Source organism: Pseudomonas sp. GW823-FHT02C02, from assembly GCF_058797635.1.
Genome location: NZ_JBXAJV010000014.1, coordinates 116,224 through 140,991, shown reverse-complemented (window position 1 = coordinate 140,991; position 24,768 = coordinate 116,224). Strand labels below are relative to the sequence as shown.

Annotated in this window: 16 protein-coding genes; 3 read left to right on the top strand and 13 right to left on the bottom strand. The window is 54.1% G+C overall.

The annotated features are described in order from the left end of the window. Positions 1 to 4: 4 nt before the first annotated feature. From AC1ROI_RS23320 to AC1ROI_RS23300, 5 genes are all read right to left on the bottom strand, one after another. On the bottom strand, positions 5 to 1,453 hold the full coding sequence (locus tag AC1ROI_RS23320) for a RepB family plasmid replication initiator protein (RefSeq protein ID WP_173678011.1): 1,449 nt from the start codon (positions 1,451 to 1,453) through the stop codon (positions 5 to 7). Between the two features lie 1,413 nt (positions 1,454 to 2,866). Further along, entirely contained in the window at positions 2,867 to 3,358 is a 492-nt protein-coding gene (locus tag AC1ROI_RS23315; protein ID WP_102599448.1) for a hypothetical protein, read from the bottom strand. Positions 3,359 to 5,071: 1,713 nt separating this feature from the next. Then, positions 5,072 to 5,689, bottom strand: coding sequence for a hypothetical protein (locus AC1ROI_RS23310; RefSeq protein WP_102599449.1), 618 nt, complete (start codon positions 5,687 to 5,689; stop codon positions 5,072 to 5,074). A 250-nt stretch (positions 5,690 to 5,939) separates the two neighbouring features. Next, complete coding sequence (locus tag AC1ROI_RS23305) at positions 5,940 to 6,974, bottom strand: ParB/RepB/Spo0J family partition protein (protein WP_102599450.1); 1,035 nt, start codon at positions 6,972 to 6,974, stop codon at positions 5,940 to 5,942. After that, entirely contained in the window at positions 6,971 to 8,092 is a 1,122-nt protein-coding gene (locus AC1ROI_RS23300) for a ParA family protein (RefSeq protein ID WP_102599451.1), read from the bottom strand. The genes AC1ROI_RS23305 and AC1ROI_RS23300 overlap by 4 nt, the downstream gene beginning before the upstream one ends. A 717-nt stretch (positions 8,093 to 8,809) precedes the next feature. Here AC1ROI_RS23300 and AC1ROI_RS23295 point away from each other — a divergent pair. Beyond that, positions 8,810 to 9,274 (top strand): hypothetical protein, encoded by a 465-nt coding sequence (locus tag AC1ROI_RS23295; RefSeq protein ID WP_102599453.1) that lies wholly within the window; start codon positions 8,810 to 8,812, stop codon positions 9,272 to 9,274. A 5-nt stretch (positions 9,275 to 9,279) separates the two neighbouring features. Here the strand turns inward: AC1ROI_RS23295 and AC1ROI_RS23290 are convergent, their stop codons facing one another. After that, a complete protein-coding gene (locus AC1ROI_RS23290; protein WP_173678312.1) occupies positions 9,280 to 10,410 on the bottom strand; it encodes a tyrosine-type recombinase/integrase in 1,131 nt (376 codons plus the stop codon). 17 nt (positions 10,411 to 10,427) lie between these two features. Beyond that, on the bottom strand, positions 10,428 to 11,099 hold the full coding sequence (locus AC1ROI_RS23285; protein WP_173678009.1) for a hypothetical protein: 672 nt from the start codon (positions 11,097 to 11,099) through the stop codon (positions 10,428 to 10,430). Positions 11,100 to 11,650: 551 nt separating this feature from the next. Between AC1ROI_RS23285 and AC1ROI_RS23280 the strand changes: the two genes are divergently transcribed. Continuing rightward, complete coding sequence (locus AC1ROI_RS23280; RefSeq protein ID WP_102599455.1) at positions 11,651 to 12,646, top strand: coiled-coil domain-containing protein; 996 nt, start codon at positions 11,651 to 11,653, stop codon at positions 12,644 to 12,646. A gap of 104 nt (positions 12,647 to 12,750) precedes the next feature. Here the strand turns inward: AC1ROI_RS23280 and AC1ROI_RS23275 are convergent, their stop codons facing one another. From AC1ROI_RS23275 to AC1ROI_RS23265, 3 genes are all read right to left on the bottom strand, one after another. After that, positions 12,751 to 15,306 (bottom strand): HD domain-containing protein, encoded by a 2,556-nt coding sequence (locus AC1ROI_RS23275; RefSeq protein ID WP_102599456.1) that lies wholly within the window; start codon positions 15,304 to 15,306, stop codon positions 12,751 to 12,753. Beyond that, a complete protein-coding gene (locus AC1ROI_RS23270) occupies positions 15,303 to 17,870 on the bottom strand; it encodes a DNA topoisomerase (protein WP_102599457.1) in 2,568 nt (855 codons plus the stop codon). The genes AC1ROI_RS23275 and AC1ROI_RS23270 overlap by 4 nt, the downstream gene beginning before the upstream one ends. A 156-nt stretch (positions 17,871 to 18,026) precedes the next feature. Beyond that, complete coding sequence (locus AC1ROI_RS23265; RefSeq protein WP_173678008.1) at positions 18,027 to 19,004, bottom strand: hypothetical protein; 978 nt, start codon at positions 19,002 to 19,004, stop codon at positions 18,027 to 18,029. Positions 19,005 to 19,512: 508 nt separating this feature from the next. Between AC1ROI_RS23265 and AC1ROI_RS23260 the strand changes: the two genes are divergently transcribed. Beyond that, positions 19,513 to 20,409 carry a helix-turn-helix domain-containing protein gene (locus AC1ROI_RS23260; RefSeq protein ID WP_256580143.1) on the top strand — a complete coding sequence of 299 codons (897 nt, stop codon included), beginning with the start codon at positions 19,513 to 19,515 and terminating at the stop codon, positions 20,407 to 20,409. Between the two features lie 66 nt (positions 20,410 to 20,475). Here the strand turns inward: AC1ROI_RS23260 and AC1ROI_RS23255 are convergent, their stop codons facing one another. The 3 genes from AC1ROI_RS23255 to AC1ROI_RS23245 all read right to left on the bottom strand — a co-directional run bounded on the left by AC1ROI_RS23255 (position 20,476) and on the right by AC1ROI_RS23245 (position 24,687). Beyond that, positions 20,476 to 21,597 (bottom strand): DUF3150 domain-containing protein, encoded by a 1,122-nt coding sequence (locus AC1ROI_RS23255; protein ID WP_102599458.1) that lies wholly within the window; start codon positions 21,595 to 21,597, stop codon positions 20,476 to 20,478. Between the two features lie 132 nt (positions 21,598 to 21,729). Next, positions 21,730 to 22,764, bottom strand: a complete 1,035-nt coding sequence (locus tag AC1ROI_RS23250; RefSeq protein ID WP_158244043.1) for an AAA family ATPase — start codon at positions 22,762 to 22,764, stop codon at positions 21,730 to 21,732. Between the two features lie 138 nt (positions 22,765 to 22,902). Then, entirely contained in the window at positions 22,903 to 24,687 is a 1,785-nt protein-coding gene (locus tag AC1ROI_RS23245; protein ID WP_102599460.1) for a vWA domain-containing protein, read from the bottom strand. Positions 24,688 to 24,768: the final 81 nt, after the last annotated feature.

Below are 24,768 nucleotides of genomic sequence, written 5' to 3'. Positions count from 1 at the left end.
ATGCTTAGACGCCTGCATTCGCGGATAGCAGGAATTGCAACAGCTGGTCTGATGTTGGGGCTTCCTTGAAGCGATCTTCAAAAATGATCGCCACTAGGCAATTCAGCACCATTGGACTCAAGCCCTTCGACTTGTATTGCTTGTAAGCCAGATCGTCCTTCTTCAGCTGCGGCTCGTACTTCGCCAACAGCAATTGCAGCTCTTCCGGGCTCTGCGCATTGATCTCGTCGCGGATTGTTGTGCGCTGTGCAGCACCCCATTGCTCGAGAAGGACATTCATTTGATTCGCCGGTGCAGTCTGCGTAGCGGCCGCAGGCTTTTTGACAGTCTTTGGCGGTTTCGGTGCAGGAGCCGGGGCATCCGTTGAGACTGCCGGTTTCTGCTTGCTTGGCGCCTTAGCGTAGTTGTTGGTTACGGCTGCTTTGAAGTAAGCAGCAGGACTGGCGACAGAGTCCTTTTTCTTCATCTGCGCTTCGGTGTAGTCCGCTTGTGCCAGCAGGTACTCCTCATCATGACTCATTCCCAGCTCTTCGATGTCCTTGGCACTCAAGGACAGAGCCTTCAGCCGCTTAGAAACCTCAGCGCCTACGATCTCTGGTGCTGGCGATAGCCCAAGCTCAGGTTGCATCAGGGGCTCAAGCTTGAACCATAGCTTGTCGTACTTGCGGTTGTTTTTGGTCATGACGACTTCGATTTTGAAACGCCCTTCAATACTGTTGACCTGGTCGACTGCACGGCCAAGCATTTTATTGAAGTCTCGAAATTCCTCATGCGGGGTTGCTGAACCTGATAGCAGGACGCTCCAGGCGGTCCAATGCTCGCGAAAGGTTTCTTTCTGAGAGAACCCGTAGTATCGGGATACGAGCTCGTGCAGAGAGAGCGCGGAGTAGCTTGTGAAGTGATACTGCATTCGCAGATCAATCAGATTGAAAATTGTCGGATCGAGTAACCGGCGTTTCAATTCTGCGGGGAATGAGTAGCGGATTGTCTGATTGTCATCAAGGATATAGGCTTCAGCGATCAAGTTTGCGACGCCCCACCCACTTTTTCGACCTGGGCTTTCGCCTTTGTAATCGAACTCCACTTGTACCTGGGTCATGCCCTTTAGGACTTTTTTCAGGTGGTCCCTGCTATTCGAGGTCGTATGACCCACGTGTTCCTCAACCAACTTGATTGGGATATCGTGGACCATCTCAGTGTCTGGCCTCTGTTGGGCGAACTGAGTTAGTGTGTTGTACAGCTTGCGTTGCAGGAATGTGAAATCACTGGTCGTTGAAACGTTTCGCATCGCCAGGGCTTCAACAGCTTTCTTCAGCTCAACAGCTTTTGAGGGTTCAATCTCCCTGACCACCAGAATTTTCGGAGCACGCTTTCGCTTCGTGGGAGTTTTGTCCTCACCAGTCGGCGCATCAGGTGTCCGTTTAGTTCGTGGTCGTGTTGAAGAGGTGTCCATCTCAAATGTGCCATTGGGTGACTGTGGTGGCACATTACCCGAACGTTTGAGATGGGGTCAATCTTTTCTCGGTGCCATCTTCAGGGTCGAATTGTTCCATGGTTAGTGTTCAGCTTGAACGGTCAGCTTTTCCGCTTTTGCTTCTCGCCTGGTCAGTCCAAAAAAACTAACAACAGCTTGTTTCTGTTTTTACTGCTTTTTAGAAGCTTTGTTAGTGGACCCCGCAAAGCCACGGTTTATAAGGCCTCCAGCGCTTTTTGTGTGCCATCGTTAGGGCCTATAGTGCCAGCGCTCGTGCCATTTGTGCCCTCGTTAGAGCAGTGCTGTGCCAGGCTTAGTGAAATGTGCCTCCATTAGGGCATTCATGTGCCATCGTTAGATCCATCCTCCAATTGTGCCCCGCTTAGTGAAATTACCCACTAGCGATGGCACATCATCTGTAACCCGCGTATTTAAAGGCTTCCATCAAATTGGGGTGAGATGATTTTCACTTGTGCCTATCTAACCGTGGCACATCACAGCCAGAACGATGGAACTGCTGGGAGCCATTTCTGGCGGTTTACTTTAGCAATGCTCTAGCGATGGCACATTTGGGTTTTGCTAAGTAGATCAAGGGGCTATGAGCGTCGACGGTCCCCTATAGATGGCACATTAAGTAGGCTCATCGTCCCTTAGTCCCAGAAACCCCTTCCGGTCCCCCCTATATGGCCCTGTAGCAACGCTGTGCCTGCGCTCTGAATCGATCACGTCAGCAACTGTTTTCACAGTGAAAAGCGTCTGTAATCGTGTCTGGCTATAACCCCTAACGCTGGCACATTTCAGAAAAGAGCAACTCAGCGCAAAATCTAACGATGGCACATTTCCTGATGGATCGAGGTTTATGGTCTCTAACGATGGCACATTTGCCTGTATGGCCCCGTGTTTTAGGGCTGTAGGTCTATTCTCGTGATTCTGCCGATTCCCGAATGGAGCTCAACTAACCGTGGCACATTTGAGGCCGACGACTTCGCCGGTGATTGTGAAAACCCGTTCGCACCAGGCTGAGCAGTGTGGATAGCCAACTGTGCCATGGCAAAGACCACTCGCCTGGGGTGTGTTTTGTCCGCCTGGCACGCTCGCGCAACCGTGTGCACCCGGCCAGAGGGCGCCGGCGTGCAGGTATCGGCAAATTGGACGTGTGCCTGATCGAAGGATCCGCCTTCACTTCATTGTGGGGGATGGGCATGTACGTCAGCCCAGGATCAGCGTAACTAAGAGGGCATTCCTTTGGTTTGCCGTAGTGCCCGATGCCGCTGTAGGTGGTGTTGACGGTGATGTGCTCCTTGCCAGCTATATATAGAAGTAGCGCCTGCCTGGAATCTGGCAAAAAAAAACCCCGCACGTGCGTGCAGGGTCGGGGGGGTTATCTGGATCCTAGAACTGAAACGCTGGATCACCAGTGTCTACAGGCTGCGGGGTTTGTGCATTTACCGGCGATTGCGCTGGGGATGGAGTTGATGCCGTGTTCTGCTGTGGTGCAGCTTGGGAAGCATTCTTCACCCTGGGTGAAATGGCAAGGCTGATGTAATCCTTGGCGCCGTTGACGCCGAGCTTCTTCCAGCCTGCGATGCGCATTTCATGGTTGAAGCCAAAACTACCTGCGTAGTCAGGGCCGTCACCCACCTTTTCGCTCTCTTTGAACAGGCTGGCATTGATGCCTCCGATCGAGAGTGAATAAAACTTCTCTTCCGAATTGGCTTTTTGCTTCACCCAGACTGCGACGTCGAGTTTGAGCTTTTGGCTTTTTTCCTTATTAAGTAAGAACTCGACATACCCGATAAACAGCGGGGCTCGCTCAGACGACCGATCGGTGTTTTCGAAAATGGTTCCAGAGCCGTCAGCGAGTACCAGTGCAATAGAAGTCATGTGCATCTCCGAGGTATTTAGGGTTGGCTTAAATTGAGCCTTTGGGTGTAACTCGGTATGAATCACACGGCATTGTAATCGACTGCTAACACGTAGCTATATGTATTCGGTATTAAATAACGCCATTCGGTTGGCAGTAGCGCTCCGCCCTGTCCGGTGCCGGCGCTGGCATGAAACAGGTGCGTTTAACTATTTTCACAGTGAAAATTGCTCATTGCCTTGGCTTCGGCTTGCAGGCTCAGGAACGTGACATTTCACAGTGAAAACCTACGGCGCCCTATCATCGATGCCTTTTCCACGATTTGGACATTGATGGTAAACCCGAAAAAATCCCGCCATCGCCGTAGAGCAGGTTTTCACGGTGAAAACCTCTAGCTACGTGTCTTAAGTACGGTGCCTCTGTCTTTAGGTTTTCACTGTGAAAACATTCTGGTCGATAAGCCTGCGACGGCCTCACGGGGTCTTCTGGCGTTCAGTCTGTGCGCCCATCGTTTGGGCGACGCCGGCAGACAGATGGCCAGAGTTAAGTCGCGTGAGTCTTTCACAGTGAAAACCTGTATCTGCTCGCGTAACGCCAGACTCCACTATCTGCCTGTTTTCATAGAGAAAAGGTTCTGCCCGAAGATCTGGTAACGGAGTCGTGGCTCAGCCCGTTAAATCCTTGGGAAGTTCATAAGGTTAACCAGAAGGTCTACGGTTCGAGTACGCATGTCGCGGCAGGGTTTTCACAGTGAAAACGAGCTGTAGACCGGTGTTGCTTTTTCAGGAGGCTCGCAGGGACGGATCAGGGCTGACCTGGTGTAAGGGCATGGTTAGTGGAAATAACCTTTTCACAGTGAAAACCTGTGGTGAACAGGTAGCTGTTCATCAGCAGCGCGACGTACCGGTCGGAGGCGCCTATGGATCGCTAACAACATGCACAGCTGCATGGTCGGTAATTTCACTGTGAAAACGAGAGCTGGCGAAATCTGGTTGAGCCTAAGCGCTGAATGCGACCGAGCTATTTTCACGGTGAAAAATAGAAGCGAGAATTTTCACTGTGAAAACCCGCTCGAAACAGATCTGACGCTGATTAGAGCAAATCGAGGGGGGTAGGTTTTCACAGTGAAAAACAAGGGGTAGACGCCCTGGGCTGCCGAAAGAAAGCTTACCCATTCTTAGCTCAGGCGGCTGTAATACACTCCCTTAATGGGGCACTCAGTGGGTAGTTCGCACTGCGCAGTAGGCAATGCACACTACGTAGTGCGCAGTGCGCAGTGCGCTGTGGATAGTGCATAGCTCCCACTGCTAGGAGTATATGGGTACGGCTTACGGGGCAAAGGCTTCGATTGATAAGGTGCCGCAAGTGTTTGCGCCTGCGAGTTTGAATAGCCGAAAGGGAGGACAGTTGGATATGAAGAAAGGGGGTTTTTCACAGTGAAAAACAGACAGCGCTTTGAAGGTTTTTCACAGTGAAAAAGACCAGATCTACCGATATTTCACAGTGAAAATGAGTGAGCCAGAAATCCACCCTTTAAAAATCAACAGGTTGGGAGCATTTTAGGGCTTTAAAGTAGGGGGGGCTAGGTCAGGCCCAGGATGCTCAAAGCTATGGGCCTAGTGTCGAGGGTGTGATCCAGAGGGGAGTGACCTCGCGATGTGCCGGCGGTAGCGAGAGACCGCCGCCGTTCGAGTCGTCCTGGAGGATACCCGAACAAGGTTGAGATACTGCCCTTAGTACTTCTCGTGATTCATCAACATACACAAGTGCCGCGTTTCGTTGGCGTAGCTTCTCGCTCGATTCACGTCGTCTGCCAAGGCTTCAATGGCACGCTGTGCTGCTGGATCGGCCAGAGACTTCTCCGCTAGTTGCACAATCTTAAAGAGCGCCCAAGCAGCGATCAGGACAAGATCCTGAAATGGCTCCTGAATATAGGCATCGCCAACAGGCTTGTTCCGCTTCACATCGTGCCAGCCAGGATTCTTCATAAATGACGGTGTACTGTCAGCGCCAAACGAAAGCAGATAGCCATGAACGAGGCTGTTACGGTAATCGTTCAAATCCTCCGCGACTTGCGCGGCAACCTTCAGCACGGCGTTGCACTTATCGCTGAGCTTGGGGTTCCCTTCACCAAGCATCTTGAATTGCTCTTCAGACTTTAGTTTTTCGGTAAAGGGCCGTATGCCCGCCACGTCAGTTTCCGAGAGAGTCCAAAGTGCACGCTCCAGTGTTGTCTCGAAAAGCCCATACGCAACGACAAACGACCCAATCAGCATCAGGTGGTTCGGCTTCAGACCAAAACCGTGCAAGCGAGCTTGAATATCGAGCGATTCCGCGGGGTAGTTGTGCATACGGCATATCCAGTCGTCTTGGCTTTATGGTGATCAAGATACCGTCTGCACAGCAGTTAATGCACGCAATAGCTGGGCAAGACCGCTGACAAGTGGCGTGGGCGCCCATACGGCACCGGCGGAAAGCTTCGCGTGAGGTAAAGAATGCTGTTCGACAGGTATGCAGCTGAGAGGGGGACCGCGGGGGAGGAGATACAAATCGAAATCACGCCACCGTCTCCAGTGGCGATTTCTGATTGCGGCGCAGTTGCTACGAAGGGTCTTTGAGCATCTCCTCCAGGTACTTTAGGACCTCTTCTGGATTGACACCTTTTGGTGGTGTCAGGATCACTTTACGCCCGTCAATGCGCGCATCCAGCTGGGTGCGCTCCTTGTAAGCAATGTGCTTGGGAGGCGATGGAGTGTGCGGATGCTCCTTTTTACGGACTTCGCTCTTGGCCCAGTTGATTGAGCTGTCCTGGGAGGAGCCGTCGCGAATTCTCGAGGCGGCAGCAATGACCGTTTCTGTATGGCCTTGGTCAGAAAGCGCGACCAGGTCAGCCACGACCCTGTTACCGATGAGTTCCGGATTTTCCTCAAGCATTCCAATGACTGGCGCGGGCAGCTTGAAGTACGCCAGGCATCGGCTGATGGTGGCCATGCTGCGACCGACCCGACGGGACAGCTCAGTCTGGTTCTGAACGATCTTGTCGTCGAGCAGCTGCTTGTAGCTGACGCCTCGTTCAAAATCGGTAAGGTCTTCGCGAGCGTCGTTATCCGCAACGGACAGTACGGCCGCTTCTTCATCAGTGAGGTGACGGACAAGGGCGTAGATGGTGTGTTTGCGCAACAGCTCGTGCGCCAGGAAGCGACGTTCGCCAGCAATCAGCTCGAAGTTCCCATCTGGCAGAGGCCGAACAACGATCGCGTTGTTGAGTCCGCCGTTGTCTTCGATGGTATTCGCGAGTAGGGCAAGCTTCTCCTGGTCAAACACTCGGCGGGGCTGGTACTTCCCCTTGCGAATGAGCGACATCTGAAGAAACATCACTTCGCCTGGAAGCTTCTCCGTGGCCAACACGACATCCGCAGGACCTGGCTCAAAGTGACGTGCAGCGGATACCAACGCACCGTTCGGAGGTGACGGAGTTTCAGCGGCTGGATCATCAGACAGGCCCATCTGCCGAAGAACCTCTTCCATCGGTTTCAGATGTGCCTCAGGCATAGTTTTTGGGACTGAGACGCCCTGAATGCTACTGCCCTCGGTAGCGATGACCGAGGGTTTGCCGATAGGACTGGTTCTCCTCATTTGGATTTCTCCAGCACGGACTTAGCGCGTTCCATGACTTCGTCGAATACCTTACGGAAGGCGCCGAGGGAGTTTTCGGTACCTTGTTTCCAGAGCACCAGCGGGATGCCATCCTCCAGGCTCTTCGAATAGTCCTCGGAATGGATCAACTGCTGCTCGGTCACCTTACCCGGGAACAGCGAAGAAAGCCTAGCCAAGTTGGCTTGAATACGAGGACGGTTCCTGATGTACATCGTCGGAATCGCGATGATTTCAGGGGCCCGCCCGAAATCCGCGCTCATGTCATTGATCTTGAAAGCCAGTCGCGACAATGCTCGAAACGAAAATTTGTCCATGCGTATTGGGCACAACAAGAAATCCGCAGCGGCGAGGCTGTTACGCGAAAGCATGGTGCCAGATGGGGCGTTGTCCATGATGATCACGTCGTAGCTGGACAGGTCGCAATGCGGGACCTTGCCTTGCCGAGCCCGCTCAATGAACAACGAATACCGAAAGTCAGCGCCTTGCGCGTTTCGAAGGACCACATCCATGTCGTCAAGCGAATCGAATGCGGGAATCAGGTGAGGGCCATCCTCGCCGAAAGGTTTCTTGATCACCTGATCCAGATCCATGGGCGGGAAGGTTGACCCGAGGCGCATCAAGTTGCCCAAATGGCCTTCAACCGCACGGTCCACCGGTAGACCAAGCTCGGCAAGTTCCTCAGTCGTCTGATCTGGGTCATAGCCCAACATGCTGGAAACGTCTGCCTGAGGATCGTTGTCGATGATCAGCGTTTTATAGCCTGCCAGCGCTGACAAAATCCCCGTGTTGCAAGTGGTGGTGGTTTTTGCAGTGCCGCCTTTTTGTACGTAGGTGCTGATCGTGATTTGTCGACCAAGGCCTTTGGTATTGCCGTTCTGGCGGCGGATTGCAGCAATGCGGAACATATCAATCAGTGAGTAACTACGAACACCGACAGGCCCACGAATTCGGTCGATTGTGAGGTCGTTATCCTTCTCGATCGCTTTCAGGGTTTGCGAGCTGATCTGCAAGCTTTCCGCTACGAATTTCGGGCTGTATCTCAAGGAAGTGAAGTCGGTGAACGTGTATTGATCGAGTTGTTCTGTAGCTGCATTCATGTGCGGCACCGGCGAGTGAAAGTACGAATGGGGCCATTCTGTACCGGATGTATCAGCTGATACAAGACAAAATGGGGTGATACCCGCATAGAAATCGTCATTTGCACTGTAGCTTCATATAGTAAAAAGGCAAATTAATGATCAATACCCTATGGATTGCGAATAATCAGCTAAGTATCTAATGCCGCACGTTGAAACAGACAATGGCTAATCACTGGCTTGGTGTACGTGCCAAGTACGAGCACCTAGGGCAGCAGGGAAGGGGTCTTTCGCACAGGGGGGGCGCTCGATGACCTGCCGGCATCTTCCGTGAACGTCACGATGGGCTGGCTGATATTCTTGTCAGGAGGCCGCGACTCGCTCTCCGAAATGCACACGACTTGCTGTCGTGACGGCAAGCTGGCTTCATTAATAACCACATGAGCACGTAGGCAATGAGCGCAGCAGTTGAGTTTTCAACCGTAATTGACGGTGAGCAGGTCCAGGGTTGGATAGTTAAGGGTGGGAAGTCATACCGTGCGTATGCGGAATTTCGCGGGGAGCGAATAGATGTCCGCGGTACTACCAAGTCAAGCGCTGAAAGCAAGTGGCGCGAAGAAGCGAACCACAAGGCAAACGAGTAGGAAAAGCCGAGCAACCGCTACACACAAGCACGCCGTGAGGGGTTCGGCAGTACCAGGGCGCGGGTTTCGCGCCTGTTCACCCGGAGCGCAGAGCATGAAAAGTTTCAACGAATGGCTGCACCACAACGACGGTGAGCATTATGAAGCGTTACGAGAAGAGTTTTTTGAGGGCGGTGGAGAACCCGGCGGCTTCTTGGACTGGGCCGAGGCAAAGTACGAGGTCGAGGTTGCCGAAGTTGAGCGCAAGGCAGCGCAGTCGGATGCGCCGAATCACTTAAATGACCCTGCGCACACCACCGACGTTGGGGACATAGCACCACCACCAATACTGACTGAGCCGCTGACGATCGTCCTGGAAGGCGGTGGACTGGATGTTCTGAATAACTCCATGAAGGCTTTCCATGCGCTCCTGAGGGGCGCCGGCTTGCCCTTGGACGAATTCAAGAGGCTTGAAAAAGCCAGCCATGATGCCGATGGGAAACTGGCATTCTGGATTGGCGTCGAAGCCCTTAAATACTTGGATGCCCAAAAAGCGTCCCGGGGTGCGCCAAAGCAATAACTGAGCTATTTGAGCCGCGGCGTGCTCAGTGTCTGAACCACTCTGGCATGCAGGTTATCGTTTTCGGTGTGCAGGTAACGGCTAGTGGTTTCGATCTTGCTGTGGCCAGCCAACGATTTGATCATCACCAGATCGCCCGTGGCTTTTGCCAGATGGCTGAAGCAGGAGTGACGAAGCCAGTGGGTTGTCGCTTCCGATAGTCGGTCGGCCAGTTCAAATTGTTCGCGCTGAATGGCCAGGCCCGCCGCCCGGGTCATGATCTCGATGATGGCTTTGAGCACTGTGCTGGTGTGCGCCCTTTTGAGTTTCGAATTGGCGGCTAGGAGGAGGGGGGTTGGATCTTTCGCAGGTATATCCGGCGGCAAACCGAAGGTCTCTCTATATAGCCGCAGGTCCTGGTACAGCTCCTCGGAAATGGGTACTTCACGGACTTTGTTGCGTTTACCGAGAACAGTCAGCCACCAGGTCCCATTGGCCGAGCATTTGAGGCTGCTCATGTTGGAGGTGGTCGCCTCAAAGGTTCGCACACCGGTCAGGTAATACAGGCTGAACATAAAGTGATCCCGCGCTCGCTTGCGTGGGCTTTTGGTCAGGCTGATTGCTTCAAAGGCGAGGGCAATGCCTTCTTCAGGCAGTAAGCGCTTGATCGTGTTGTCCTCCGGCGCATGCGGCTTGCGTACTAGGCCGACCGGGTTACCTTTGAGTCTACCGCCCTTGACCATCCATGCGTACATGCTACCAATTTGCATCAGGGCATAGCGCTGCGAGCTTAGGCTGAGCGGTCCTGCAAACGGGCGCCACTGCTCGTGTTTACGCGGATACTTGGTTTCACTGACCCACAACTCGCGGGGCTGAGGATCGGCCAGGAAAGTGGCGTAGTCGTTCACGTCCATGACGTTGATCTGAGACAGTTGCTTCCCGCGAGTGTACTGGGACCAGAAGATGAATCGCTCCACCTCCTTGCGCATGACCCGGCGAGACTTCGGATTGGTGGCGGTGGTATTCACCCATATCGCCGCCGCCTCGATGTCGCTGTTGGCTTGGATCAAGTCGGGATGTTGACTCGGTTCCACCACTACATCGGAATCGAGCAGAGCGATCACGGCGTTGGACTGGAAATCTAACCGACTGAGCATGCTTGTAACTGATTTTGTCATCGTAGATCTCGCATTTTTCCGTTGGACACCAGCCAATCGTCAATCTGATCCGGTGCAAACCACCGCCGATCACCCGTCGCTGACTCGCATTGGTACTCTTCCTGTGCTCCGCCGGCGGGGTCGACGCCGACCCGGGTAGCGGTTACGACCAGGATGGCATGCTCGCGGGCAAAGCCATCGATCTCCTGCACGACCACCAGTTCTGAGCCCCGCGACAGATAGCTGCGGTAACGGAAGCCGTCGACGCCCGGCGAGAACGCTTCATCCTCGCCCTCGTCGTCGCCATGCTCCCACTTGAACGGTGGATCAGTTTGCACTACGGCGCCGGCCGACTCAGGGTCTACCGATTGGACCGGTTCGACAATGGGCTGCCCTTTGCGTCTGCGGGTTTTTGGCGGAATGATGGAAAGCCTAGCCGCTGTCACACACGATCGCTCGAAGGCGCTCAATGCCGGCAGCGATCGCACCAGGTCATCCCATTTCAGATCACGGTCCTCGTCCGCCGCAATCCTGCTCAAGTGCTCCGGCCGGATTGACCACCGGCAAGCCACGTCGGCCATTCGCCAGCCACGCTGTTCAATGAACGCTTTGAAGGCCTCTCGAGAAAGCTTCGCTGGGCGTAAGAAGGGCGAACCCTTTTCCACTTTGCGTGATTTGGCTTGATCCACAGCGCAAGTCTTTTTAATTAAAAACCCGATTCTAAAGGGTTTTATCGAAACGGCAACCCATTCCGCACAAATGTGAGCTACTGCTAGATTGATCTAACGGCCACCCCTCCTTATGAAAAGTCGTGATAATTATGGTTATCACGAATTATCGTATTTCCTAATAGGAATCGTATTGGTTTCAGTATGAAATGTTGTAGAATTCTACGGAGACCACTTCCGAGCGTCCATGGCGTTGCCGTTTACATACGTAACGCGTTGTTTTTTCTGGAATTTTTCGGCCAGTCGTTCGTCCGTGATGAACCGAATGAGCCAGAAGTAAATCGTTGAATTCAGCACCACACACCCCGTACCGGTAATTGATACAACAGTCAGGATTCGAGCCGTCGGCTGAATCAGCTCGTTCAATATTCAGCGTAAGCCTGAATCATTGACCTCGGCGCAGAGCCTGATAAGTGGCTTGCTCGAGTCTCGTGAACTCCTAGCAAAAAAGCGGTATGGAAAAACCGAACTACCACTAGCGCAAACCTTTCAATGACGGAGCCCTGATAGCCATGACAAAGCAGTCACCCAATGCTCAGCTGAAAAGCACACGGCTGTTGGTGCATCAATACGCGGAACGGCTGCTTGGCCTTGGCGAGGAGGTTCGGCAGTCAACCATCCGGGAGATGATCGCCGCAGAGCACGGCATCTCGGCATCCCCCAACTTGGTCAACGATGAGGTCAAGAAATTTTGGGTGCAGGCCGGACCAGCACTGAGTGCTCGGCTACGGCGACCAAGCATTCCCGATGACGTGTGTGCGAGTTTCGACAAAATCTGGGATGTCGCACTCAACGCCGCTGTTGCCGGGCATGAAATTGAACGGCAGCAGCTACAGGCTCAGGCAGACAACACGGTAGCAGCGATGGAAACTGCCCAAGCCAATGAACTGGCTGCCATCGAGCGGTTCGACGGTCAGACACGCGAGATTGAGGGGTTGCGGGCAGACAAGCTCAGGTTCACGGAGCTGCTACAGGCCAATGAGGCTGAACGTAAAGCGTTGGCGGCGGAGCTGAAGGACCAGACAGAGAAAACAGCGGCTCAGCTGGCCGTGAATATGCAGGAACAGCAGCGCCTTCAAGGGCACGTGGATAGCCTGCAACAGCAGTTGACGGATCTGCGGGCAAGCTCCCAGAGGGATCTGACCACCTTGGCTGAAAGCCACCAGGTTGAACTGGTCAAGACACAAGACTTCTTGATGCGAGAAACGGCCAGGGTACGTGATGAGGAGAAGACCAAAACCGACAAGCTGACCAAAGAGCTTGAGCGGGAGCGGAATGAGAAGGATCAGCTGCGGCAATTGCGATCAAAAGCCAGTGATGAGGCGGCGCAACTCCGCGGGCGACTTGAGGTCACGGATCGTAACTTGGAGAAGCTGGAGCAACGGAACGCCCAACTCAGCGAACAGAATGACAAGCTGCAAACGGCCTTGCTCGAAAGCGTCAAACCCCAAGTGATTGCGCCTGAGCAGAGGGATGAAGATCTGCCGACGACTCCTGTCAACAAATAAAGAGGCCGGCAGTTGACGGGAAGGTTTTCAATCGCTGCGCCTGCCGCCGATCAAGTTCCCCAGCCTGCATCGCGCTGGCCAGGGAGTTTTGATCGCGTTTCGCTTTACCAGTCGCGGCTCAAACGCTCTGTTACGACTGGAAATCCGACCATCGTGCAACCGGGTTTTGGCGTCACAGTGGGTAGCTTCTCCGCCTTGATTAGGGCTTTGAGGTCCAGATCCGCATCAAAGGCAACAATGTCCGCTTCCAGCAAATATTCGAACCCATCCCTACTCCCGCACACAGGTATCACCTGATGTGCGATGGCCTCACGAATGCGGGTCATGTTGTTCAACACCGATTTCTTTTTTTTGCGTGGCTGAACGAATGCGGTGAAATCCGGGGTGGCGTCGCCCAAGGCCTTCAACGCTGCGGCCTCAGTTGCCGGGCTGAGTTTACGCCTGGATGACTGTGCATCAGGATCAGGTATCGCTACGGCTATCGGTGCGGCGGATGCTGTTTCGGAGCTGATTGCCGCTGGCGATTCTTCCGGTTTGGTTTGCTGTTCAAACTGGTTCTCAGGTACCGACGCTGTTTCCGGTTTGTTCATGGGAACAGGTTGAGGGGTGGCCACCTCCTCGCCGAAGTCGGCGAACGCGTCCCCGAAGCCGTCGTCGTCTTCTGAAGAGGTACCGACAAACGCCATGAATTCGTCATCGTCGTTATCATCGGCGGATACTTGCTCAAGCAGCCCCGCCATTTCAAGTTGCAGCTCGTCCGGGTGCAACTCCTCTTCCTCCGCCGGCACTTCAACGGCTTCCAATGGAGGCTCGCTGATCTCAAGCGTGTTGGGGGGCGTCGTTTGCACCAGGCGCAACGCCGGTTTGATACTGACCAGTTGCTGGGGTTCAGCATCTACGGTTTGTTCAATCGGCGTAGTCGGCTGGTCCAGGGCAACACCCGATGTGGCCGGTTGTTCCACTTCAGCTGGTGTCACCACACCGGTGGACGGGCCAGAGCCGGTATCCGCCGGCGACTGAGCATTGGGGGCATTCAGTGGCTGCGGGTTCTGAGCCGTGACTTGTGGTGCTGAGGCCTGGGCCTTCGCTTGTTTGCCGGCTATGTTCGCCTTGGCGGCAATTTCGGTACCAAAGCCCAGAGCGATCAGCGCACGGAGGCCGTCGACCTCTTGAATGCCAAGGTTGTGAGTGAAGAGCGGGCGTTCGACGTCCAGTTTTGAGCCCAGATTCGGTAGACCGGTCAGGCCTGCCAATTCAGGCGTCGTGGAGACAGGTCGGATAATGATGACGGGCTCCCACGTTGTCATGTGGGCCCCTGTCTGTGAGTCCCTGAAGGATGCCGAATACATTGGGAGAAAGCGGCTCATGTCTGCATGGTTGTGGGTCGTGTACAGCACACCCTTCTCTTGCAGGGTCGACATCAGATTGAGTGTGACCCGGTAGCGGCCGTCGCCCTCGTCCAAAGACCAGCCCATCTTGGCAAGGATGAGCATGCGGAGGTCTTTTTCCTTCACCACAATCAGCCCGTCATGCTTCTGTGCAATTTTCAGCGTGGAGTCCCGGGCTTTATCTCCTGTGCCGTTGACGCGTCCGAATTCGGTGATGATGTCCACGAAACAGTGGTAGATCGAGCTCGACTCTTCCTCGGTGATTTCGAGTTCATTCAAACTGTCGGTGATGTTCGATTCAGCCATGCCGGTCTTCTTGTCGACCAGGATCAAATACTCCATCAGCGCGGTCATCCGGTCATCGAGGCTCAGGCCATTACGATCGACGGGGAACTGACTTGGATGATGGTAGTGACCAATGACCAGGTTGATCGCTGTTCTGTCGCGCCCAGGTAGTGCCCAGTATTCTGGAAACCGCGCCAGAATGCGGGCGCCCAATGAATCGTGGGAAATGCGGTTGTCATCCTGGGGGGTAAGTGCACTGCCCTCTTCCTTGGTTTTGACTGATCCATCTGGCTCGAGGACATAAGCCTCCAGCTTGCCGATGTCATGTGCCAGTGCCAGGATCGGGATCAGTGGGTCCTGAGGGTCGAATCGAAACTCCTTGTTCTTGAGGTCGATGATTTTGAACTTGGGTTTGCCCCGAGCTTTTACGTAGACCCCATCAAACACATAGGTGCCGGCATCAGCCAGGGCCGTATCAGCAACGGCCAGACAGTGTTCCCATAGGCGCCGGTTACCATGGCCACCTTTGCGATGCGACGCTGGGAAGTGCTGGTGTGCCGAGTATGTGTCCCAGATTGCCCAAAAGAATTTTACGTGCTGCGGATACTTCTTTTCGTTGGCCGCTACCCAGGCATTCACCAGCGCACTGCCAATGGGGAGTCTTTTGGCCAGGCTGTCGACTCGCTTGGGCGCCCGGGCCGGCATTGGCACGTCGCCAAGCGTTGAACGAGCGCCATTGAGCCGATTGCCCAACTTGCCTTTGAACAAACGGCTCATCGCTGTTACTCGACCGAACCAGATGTACCAAACACCCATTATCAAACCGGCAACAACACCCAGCACCCATCGAGAAACCGTATTCCCCACATATTGCCAGTTCTCCAACACCTCTAACGGCTGACCACCGAATTCGACCAGCGTGAACACCAGCCACCAAAACCCAAAAACAAGAAAGGCCGCTCGGATGATTCTGTTGTTTGCGTTCACAGGAACACCTCGGAAGCCGCCGGCTGGGATTGGGATGGTTGATCTGCCTGTGGGGACGCGGGCGCCGGCGATGGTGCCGACTTAGGCACAGGTGTTCCGTTATTGTCCTTTAGTGTGTTGTTGCAACCGCCGCCGCCCTTAACGAAGCCGCTGCATCCCCAGAACGGCGATTTATCAGCGTTTCGCAAGTACATGGGTTTTCCGCACTCTGGGCATTCATGTGCCTTTGGCCGCTCGACAGGATCGCCGTTGTGATCGTTCATGGTGTGCTTGCACTCATCTCGGTCTGAGCATCCCCAGAAATGGCCGGTAGCGGTTTTGATCCGCCGCATAGGGCCCTGACATTTCGGGCAAGTCACCACGTTGCCCTTTGAATCTTTGGTATTGGCGGTCGGATCGAAGTAAAACTCCAACTTGCCGTCATCCAGCAGCCGCAGGCCCGTTTCGAATTTTTTCCCTGAAGTTGTGCTGACAAAGCCTTTGAGGCCGAGCGCCAATTTCTCTGTGAGCAAGGTTTCCGCTTCGGATACCTTTAGGGTGCGCTTGGCAATTTCACGCCAGATCGAAAAGCCGCACTGCCCCGCACACGCGAACGTCTTGGCTTGGATTTCAACAGCCCCACCGCATGTCGGACACGGGGCTTTGAGCACCTTGACGGTGATGCCGGCATACTTCTCTTTGATGGTGTCGAGAATCTGGATCGTCAGCTCGGACAGCTCCTGTTTGAAGGTCGCCCGACTGTATTGGCCCTTTTCCATCAATCGCAGTTTCTGCTCCCATTCACCGGTGAGGATCGGTGAGGTCAGAGCCTGGATGTTGTTCTCCAGCAGGAACCGGTAGACCGTCATGCCCTTGGCGCTGGGCGCGAGGTACTTTTTGTCTCGCACCATGTAGGGGTCTTTCTTCCGGTTAGATCCATCCTTAGCCGCCAATAGCGATTCGATCATGGCCGAGCGAGTAACCGGCGTACCGAGCCCGCGGTCCTTCATCGCCTCCCGCTGCTCTTCGTCGTCAATGAGGCGGCCTGCGGTTTCCATGGCACCGAGCAACGTGTCTTCGGTGTACCGCTGAGGGGGCTTTGTTTTGAGCATCTTCAGATCAAGGCCGGCGGCGCTTACGTGCTCGCCCTTCACGTAAGGGACCAACTCTTTTTTGTCTTCAGCATCCCCTTCACGGTCGTCGGCATCGTCAGCGTCTGCGGCGCCCGGACCGTACACCTGCATCCAGCCAGGTGAAACCAACACCCGTCCGGTAGTGCGGAACACTTCATTTTCAACGGTGGTTAGCCGCACGGTAACGGAATACTCGGCCGCCGGATGGAAGACCGCGATGAATCGACGCACGATCATGTCGTAAATTCTATGCAGGTCTTCGGTCAGCTCTCCCGGGCGCTTACCGGTGGGCACGATCGCATAGTGGTCAGATACTTTTTTCGAGTCGAAGATCTTTTTGTTCGGTTTGACCCATCCAGCATCCAAAACGCGCTGGGCATGCTCCTCATATGGGCTGCCCCCGAAGGTGCTCATGAGCTTTTTGGCTTCACCAACGAAGTCATCTGGCAGGTAGGCGGAATCGGTTCTCGGGTAGGTGGTCAGGCCGAGATCAAGGTAGAGTTTCTGGGCCAGCTCCAGGGTGTAAGCCGCCGAGAAGCCAAGCTTGCGGTTCGCCTCCCTCTGTAGCCCGGTCAGGTCGTACAGCTTGCCAGCGCCCTTTTGTGCCGGCTTCACCTCTTCTTCCACACTGGTCGGTACCGCACCGGAGCACTTGGCGATAATTCCGTCTGCGATTGCTCGGTTCAGTATTCGGTGTGGGGGGTTGTCCTTTTCAGTGCCGGCGGTATCCGCAGTCCGAGGTGCTTGCCATTTTCCGACATAGTTGCCGGCGCCAACACCGAACGTACCGTGCACTTCCCAGTAAGGCACCGGCCGGAAAGTCAGAATGCTCAGCTCCAGGGCACAGACCAAGGAAAGCGTCGGGGTCTGGACCCGGCCCAACGGAAAGGTTTCGGCTTTAGCGGTCTGGCGCTCATAAAGCCGGGTGATACCGCGAGAGGCATTGATCCCGACGATGAAATCGCCTTCGCTTCGAATCTCAGCCGCCTCTGCAAGGTTGTCGTAGTCCGCCCCGGGGCGCATTCCTGCATAGGCTGATTGAATGGCTTCGTCTGTGGTTGAGGTCATCCAGAGGCGAAGCATTGGCTTCGTGCACCCGGCTCTTTTGTAGATCAGACGGAAAATCAGTTCCCCTTCTCGACCGGCGTCGCAGGCGTTGGCGATAGCCGTAACATCCGATCGGCGCATGAGGCGATCGAGCACCTGGTAGAATTTTTTCTTTTCCTCAATGAGGCGCAGTTCGAATTGATCCGGAATCACCGGCAGGTTACTGATATCCCGGCCAGCCTTGGCCATCTCCTCTGAATGGATCTCCACCAGGTGTCCAGCAGCGGGGGCAAGAATGGCGTCTTCACTCTCGAGCCAGTTTTCTACCCTGCTAAACCCGCCGATCGCTTTAGCGATGGTGGCTGCGACAGTCGATTTTTCAGTGATGATGAGAGTCTTGCCCATTGCTGACCATGCCTTCAGTTTTATAGGGGTTGAAGCCGACCGCCTGTAATGGTCGGGGCTGCTGTGAGTTACTACTGCCACCAAAACGGAAAAAGCCATCGACAGTGGTCAAGGACCTCGATGGCTTTTTTCACTTCGTTTGGCGTTGCCGTTTAATTACGCGCCAGGCTGTTCATCCAATTGGCCTTCTTGTGGAGCGAAAGCAGCGCCGAACAGTGCGGCTCGATCTTGGTCGGCAGGTTGTTCGGTCTGGGCCGTGCCGTGGCCTTTGAAGAGCTCGGCCGCCCAGCCTGGAACGATTTTGATGTGTCCGGAATCCGGGGAGACTGGTGCGGGCATGTCCTTCGCCTGGATGAAGGGGGTCTTCGAGACTGGGGCAACTTGAGTCTCAGGGTCCGGCATCCCGAGGGCTTTCACGTCGATACGGAACTCACCCGACACGACGATGGGCATCCCGCGGGCCAGTTTCTCGGCGAGGGGCTGAAGGTTGCGCCCATACCAGCGGACCGGGATTGATTGATCCGAATCCTTGCTCTGCCGGATCAGAACCACCAGTCGGTCATTGATCGGGGTGCCATCAGTCGGATGTTTACGATTGCGTTCCAGTGACTTGGCCTGAATGAAGCCGGCGATGCGAATCTGGTTCGATGCGTTCTTGTTCAGCTCCATCGCTTTCCAGTCGAACGAGTCACGACGTGCATCGTTGTCATCGCCCGGCATCGCCTGCAATTCCTCGACGGACTTCGGTGTTCCGGAATCGACGGCTGCGGCATGAACCGCTGCGCCCCACTTCTTCATGAAGTCATCACGAAAGCGCGTACCCATGTGCATGAAGTTTGGGGCTTCAAAGCGGATGCTTTTGAGCTTTGCAATCCGGTTTTCGCCCTCTACTGCACCGTCGGTATGGACGTACGCCATGATCAGGTCCCACTCTTTGATTTCGCGGGGAATCGGCGACTTTTTCGGGTCGTAATGGATCGGAAGCATGTGGTTTTCACTGCGGGTCTGCTGGATGAAGCAGATCCCTTTTACTGGGTCGTTGTTCCGCAGGACGCCGGCGATATAGCCTGAGTTGAGCATCCCGTTTGGATACGAGTAGGAATCCGGATTGCGCTTTGCGTCCTGGGGGAGCATGGAGTACCTCATTTTTTGCTGGAGTTGGTTCGGTCGAGGATACTCAACACGTACCAATAATACAACATCAGCAAAATGATACTGAATGAATCTGCTGCCAGCGTTATCCCGGCCAACCCAGCTCATGCGCCGATCGCCTGGTTGGCCTTTAGGAGGGAGCACAACGGTATCAATTCGGGAAGTAGCCTCGCTGATCATGCGAGTGGCAGATGCCAGGGTAGAGAAAAAGTTTGGGAACTTGTCGATGGTGGGTCGGCTCTATCCTCTGGTTTGAGGCTCTTTTTACGCACAAAATTCACGCTAAAGCTGTCTGCTTTTGGCCTAATCCGTCTCTATGCAGAGCCTTGAAAAACGGGCGCTCCGCCTCTTGTTCCACATGAACAAGAGATTGAATCTTGTTGTTAACTGTGTAGAATTAATTTTACAGATAATGGCATTTCCCTGCTTTATTTATACAAGGGGCGCCCCTTCTTCTTCGACCCCACGCGAACAACCTGGAGCCGTAACCATGACAAAACCTAGTGACAAGAAACCAAGTGGCTCTACGCAAGGGCGGTCTCGCGCTTCAGCAAAAAATGTAGATACGACACCTGCTACTGCAACTGAAACTAAGAAGCCGCAGAGCAAGGCTCGTACCTCAGCAAAAAAACCAGCAGCTGCTAGTACTGCAAAGTCCTCACCACCTAAAGCTGCCCCGGCTGCTACTAAGGCTCCGAGAGTGCGTTCTTCCGCTGCTGCAAAGAAACCAGCTTCTACTCCAGCTCCAGCCGAGACCCCAGCCGCAGCTGTTACGCCGGAGCCCGCCAAAGCTGCACCGAAAAATAGTAGGCAGAAAATTTCAGCATTAGCTAAGCAGGCGTTAGAACAAGCTCAGTTGGCGCGAGAAGCGCAAGCGGTAGCTGATGCAGGGTCGCCGACTGAAGATGAAACGTCGACTCGTGATAGAAACAAAATCGAAGGTGCTCGTCTGATTAAGATGATCAAAAAGGCCATTGTTGAACGTGGCCTTCAAGATCGCGCCATCGCCGATATAGTCGGTGTGACTCAGATCTACTGGAACTCCCTGGCGAATGGCAACCGCCAAATTAAGTCACTGGGTAAAGAGAAGCTTCAAAAAATTGCTGAGTTTTTAGGACTGCCTCTCATACAGGTCTACTTACTCGCAGAGCATTTTACTGCTGAAGATTTTTTCAACTCCAAAGACCTAAACGAGCAGCTTTGGCTTTCTATCAGGAAGATGCAGGAAGATCCCCAGTGGGCCGGATACGCACCGAGCTCTGAAGAGTGGGAGCAGACACCGATCAACGTGCGGATTACGCTGGTCTCTTTGTATGAGCGCGAATCGAAACGCTACCTGATGGCCAAAGCCGAAGTGGAAGTACCAGGTAACAACTTTACTGAGTAACAACCCTCGCCGCGGTTACCAAGAAATGAAGAAGCCCCGATCAATGATCGGGGCTTTTTTTGTGGGTTAGAAAATGAACGACTGGACTGGGTCCTGCTGTTCGGGTTCAGACACTGGGGCAGCGGGTTCGATTGCTACGGCGTCATGCTCTACATCGAAGAAGATGTTCGCATGGGCCTCGCGATCAGTGGGCAGAGGTGGAACGATGGACACGCTTGTTTCAGGTTGTGTTGTATTTGGTGCTGTCGTTGTCGGAGTCACTTGGAGAGCTTCACCGAAGAAGACGTTACTGGTGGTATCTGGTGCACCTGTGACGGTCTGATCAGTGACATCGAGAGGATCGAAAGCAGTGGCTTGGTCGCCAATGATTTTCTCGGGATCCATGCAGAACGAGAGCAAGCTCGAAACTTGGATGAAGGCGACACCTTCGATGTTTTGTCCTGTTGGTACGGCAGCTAGAACTTCACCGCACAGCTTAGCCAGATTTCCGAACTTGCTCGAAAGCACGCTCATGGCTTCTGCCTTGTCCTGGACACGGCGCACCAGCCCCAAAACACGAGAGGTTGTGTGGCCTTTCTGCGATCCCGACCAGGACTTACGAACATCCTCGGAGATCTCAAAAGCGGCCTGACCAACCAGCCCCTTTACTTCCTGTTGCAGTGCATCTTCTTCACCAAAGTAGTTGGTGTCGTTGATACGAATCGCGGAGATGTCGAACGTCAACATCTTTTCAAGAACACCGTGCTGCGGAGCGTGCTGACGAATCAGTTCAGCCCGGGTTCTACCACCTGGCTTTGATACGCTAGCGTTCTCCGGGGCGTTAGCCCATTCTTCAACCTTGCCGGGCAGTTCAGCCAAGAAGATCTTCTTCTCTGCCAGGTATTTTTCCTTGATTTGCTTCAGTGCCTGGGCCAGCCCTTGGGCATGTGCTGTTGGTACAAAGTAGCCTCGCACGCGGTTGTTGACCCGCCTAGAGACCCCCACCTTCAAGATTTCGCGCTTTGCTTCTGCTCGGTATTTGTTAACCCAGGCAAAGGTGCCACTCGGGAGTGTTTTGCCAACTTCACGAATGAAGTCATCAGCCTCTACCGTCTTCTCACCGGTGCTGCCGCCGATGATGTAGTCGAACAGCACAACGTCCTGAAGGATCTGAACGCTTACGTCGGCGGTGGATTGGATTGTGCTCATGTGCTTCTCCTGAAATTCACTGAAATGCAGGTCTCTTGCGAAGACCCAGTGACAGGAGATGGCGCACAGCCCCCCATAAATTGAAGGCAAAAAAAACCCCGGCAAGCCGGGGTGTGATGGAGCGTTTAACGATTAGTTGGAAGGCCCAACAATCGTCGACCAAGTTGAGAGAATCGCAGCTGCTTCGTCTTTCGGTGCAAAGTCGAGCACTGTCATCCGTAGCGCTTCGACGTATGCCTCTTCGACCTTTTTCCCCATTTGGGTGAGCAGGTTGAAGTTCATCGACCAGTTGAGGACGTTCCGTGTGGTGATCGTAAACTGGAAAGCCATGCCACCGGCGCCGGCGTCTTCATTCAAGCCAATAAAATTGGCCCGAATTTTTGCAGCAAGGCTGGCCATGGCTTTTGCGGCCACCGGATTTGCCTTGGTCTCACTTACGAGGAGATCAGCTTCATCCGCCTCAGGGAGATAAGTTTCAAACATGACGTTGAAGCGGTCCTGGTTGGCAAAGTTCATTTTCTGCGTGCCTTTGTAGACAGCAGCACTACCACCTTGACCGCCAGCAGAACCGCGACCATTGGTGTTACCGGTGGCCATGATCATGCAACCAGGTGCGATCTTAATGATTTCCCCTGTCTGATCCAGATGAATTGGAGCACCATCTAGAACACCGTTAAGGCCCATAGCGACGTCAGCTGGTACTTGGTCCCACTCATCCAACAGCAGGATGGAGTTAGGTTGCATAGCCCACAGGCAAACCTTGCCATACACCCATTTCATGCCTTCATCTTTTCCGCATAGCTTCCAGCTGCCGAACAGGTCGGATAGGGTGGTTTCTTTTGAGCATTGCTCCCTGAAAACCGAACGTCCAGTTCGAGCAGCAAATGCCTCGACCAGTCGTGTTTTACCGCATCCGGAAGGGCCATAGGTATACATATTGCGTTTCATCTCGGCGCCGAAAAAACCGGCTGGAAGATTTGCCGCCGCCGCCCAGAGGATCAAACGAGTGAGGCTGCTTTCTTTGAATTTGAACCGCCCTACGACCGGAGTGTGTTGGGTTGCCGGGAAAATCTTGGTTTGCATCTTGTCGAAGAACGGCGACGTGGTTTCAAAAACCTCTTTAGCGTTTTTAACAGCGATCGGAGCGGAGGTGTCGATGAATTCCATGGTATTCCCCATTGTGCAGGTTGGGGCCTCTTGCGAAGGCCTGGTACACGGAAATGCGTAACAGGGGACTAGAAGTGGAAAGGATCGCAAAAAAAAACCGAGCTCTGTGAAGAGCTCGGTGGGTGGGTTGGTTTATGACTAGGCAACTGCCTGTTTAAGGGCGCCAAATACCGCTTTTGCCAGTTCGTTTTCCGTGAGAGCAACACCAAAGTTCAAGCCAGCGCTTGCGTATTGGCCCTTGTATCGGTCACCGATCAGAACAAATCGAACCTCGATGTCGAGGCTCGACGATTCTGCGATCGCCGCTTTCAGTACATCGCTGTCACCTGGATCGCCATCGGTTGCCACAATCAAGATCTTCCGGGCCTCAGGCCGATCTATCAGTTTCTTCAGAGCCCAGACCACCGCGAGGTGAGTCTTGGTTCCATTTGCTGCTGTTGGAGCATAGCGTTGCAGCGTACTCGCCCAGCTTTCATCAAACGCATGCCACTCCCTGACGACGGTGTTGTAAGTAGCTATTCCCACCGGAATCGAAAGGTTGTGAAGCACTTCCCCTACCGCAATGGAGACGCGCTTACAGGCCTCGTGAGCGGTGATTCGTGCATCCACTTCACGTGGACCAGGTGCCGGACCGAACTTGCTGTCCATTGAGGAGCTTTCGTCACCCAGGAGATAGAAGCAGGTGTCGATCGACTCCCCTTCTGTCGTCTTGGTGAAAAGCTTCTCTTCGCCCAGCGGGTACCGCCACAGTGACCGTGTATTGAGCTTGCCTTCGGTTGTGCGTCGGGTTTCACTTTTGGTCACCGTTTCGATCATGTCCTCGAACGTCAAGGACAACATCGCGGCGGTCTTTTGAGCACCCGCTCGAAGGCGTGTACGGTTCTCAATAGAGCCACCCGTTTTCGATAGGCGCTGTTCCTGCATTTCGCTAGCGTTGTCGGGTTGATAGCCCCCTCCAGACTTGGTTAGTGCTTTGGTGTTCGCGGTGAGGATTTCCTCCAGACCTTTACCGAATGGACCCAAATCCTTCGAGGAAGCGTTCAGGATTTGATCTATCGCGCTGCTCAGGTCGCCCTTTGCCGGCGTTGGATGTCCAGCCTGCCCGTTTGGATTGCCCTGTGCCGGCGATGGATTACCACCCTGCTCGTTCGCGCTACCCGGGGAAGGTTTCCCTTCACCGCTACCACTAGCGCCTGAGTTTTCATTGGGTTTCCCTTTAGCTGCCGGGTTGTCTTTTGCCAGTTTCAGCAAAGCGACAATTCGGTCAGCGGCATCAGAGGCACCCTGTGTATCTTTCGCGTGGCAGCCGTCCAGTGCGATCTGCTTGACCTGGCCAACAAGATCGGACCCGAAGGTACTGACCGCGAGAGCTCGGTAAGCTTTAGCGAATTCCGAAAGGCAGTCTTGTTTGAGCAACTCACTACGAAGCTCAGTGACAAGCCAGCTGGCCAGAATCGACGGCGGCGTTTCGCGAGTTAGATCTGGACCACGGAACACCCCATTAGCCTTCAGGATGCGTAATGCAGCGTGGATCTTCTGGTTAGCCCCCGGGTATTTGGGAATACCTAAGAGTTCGCCACGTGGATCTTCCAGAATGTTGCACAGATCGCCAGTGATGCCGGGTTTTAATGGAACAGAAAAGTCAGTGTGCAGTCCGTGGCAAACGATCTCGTGCGAGATCAGCCCTTCAATCAGCACAACGTCTTCTTCCGTGCCCAGCGCCGCCATCTTTGGCAACGTCATCAGCAATCCACCAGGGATCATTGGATCAGGACCGATTGAAGCTGTGCTGATGTTGTCCCAAACGATGCGTACCTTTCGACCATTCACGTTCGCTTGCGCGATAAGCATGTGCGTGTACAGGTACAGGTGGCGCATAGAGATTTTTGACGCGGATGGCAGTTGTGCTTCGAAGTGGCCCATGTTGAATCCCCTTGCAATGAAATTGCGGCATCCAGGATGCGAATGCCTTACATGGGGGGATGCGTGACACGGGTTTAGAAA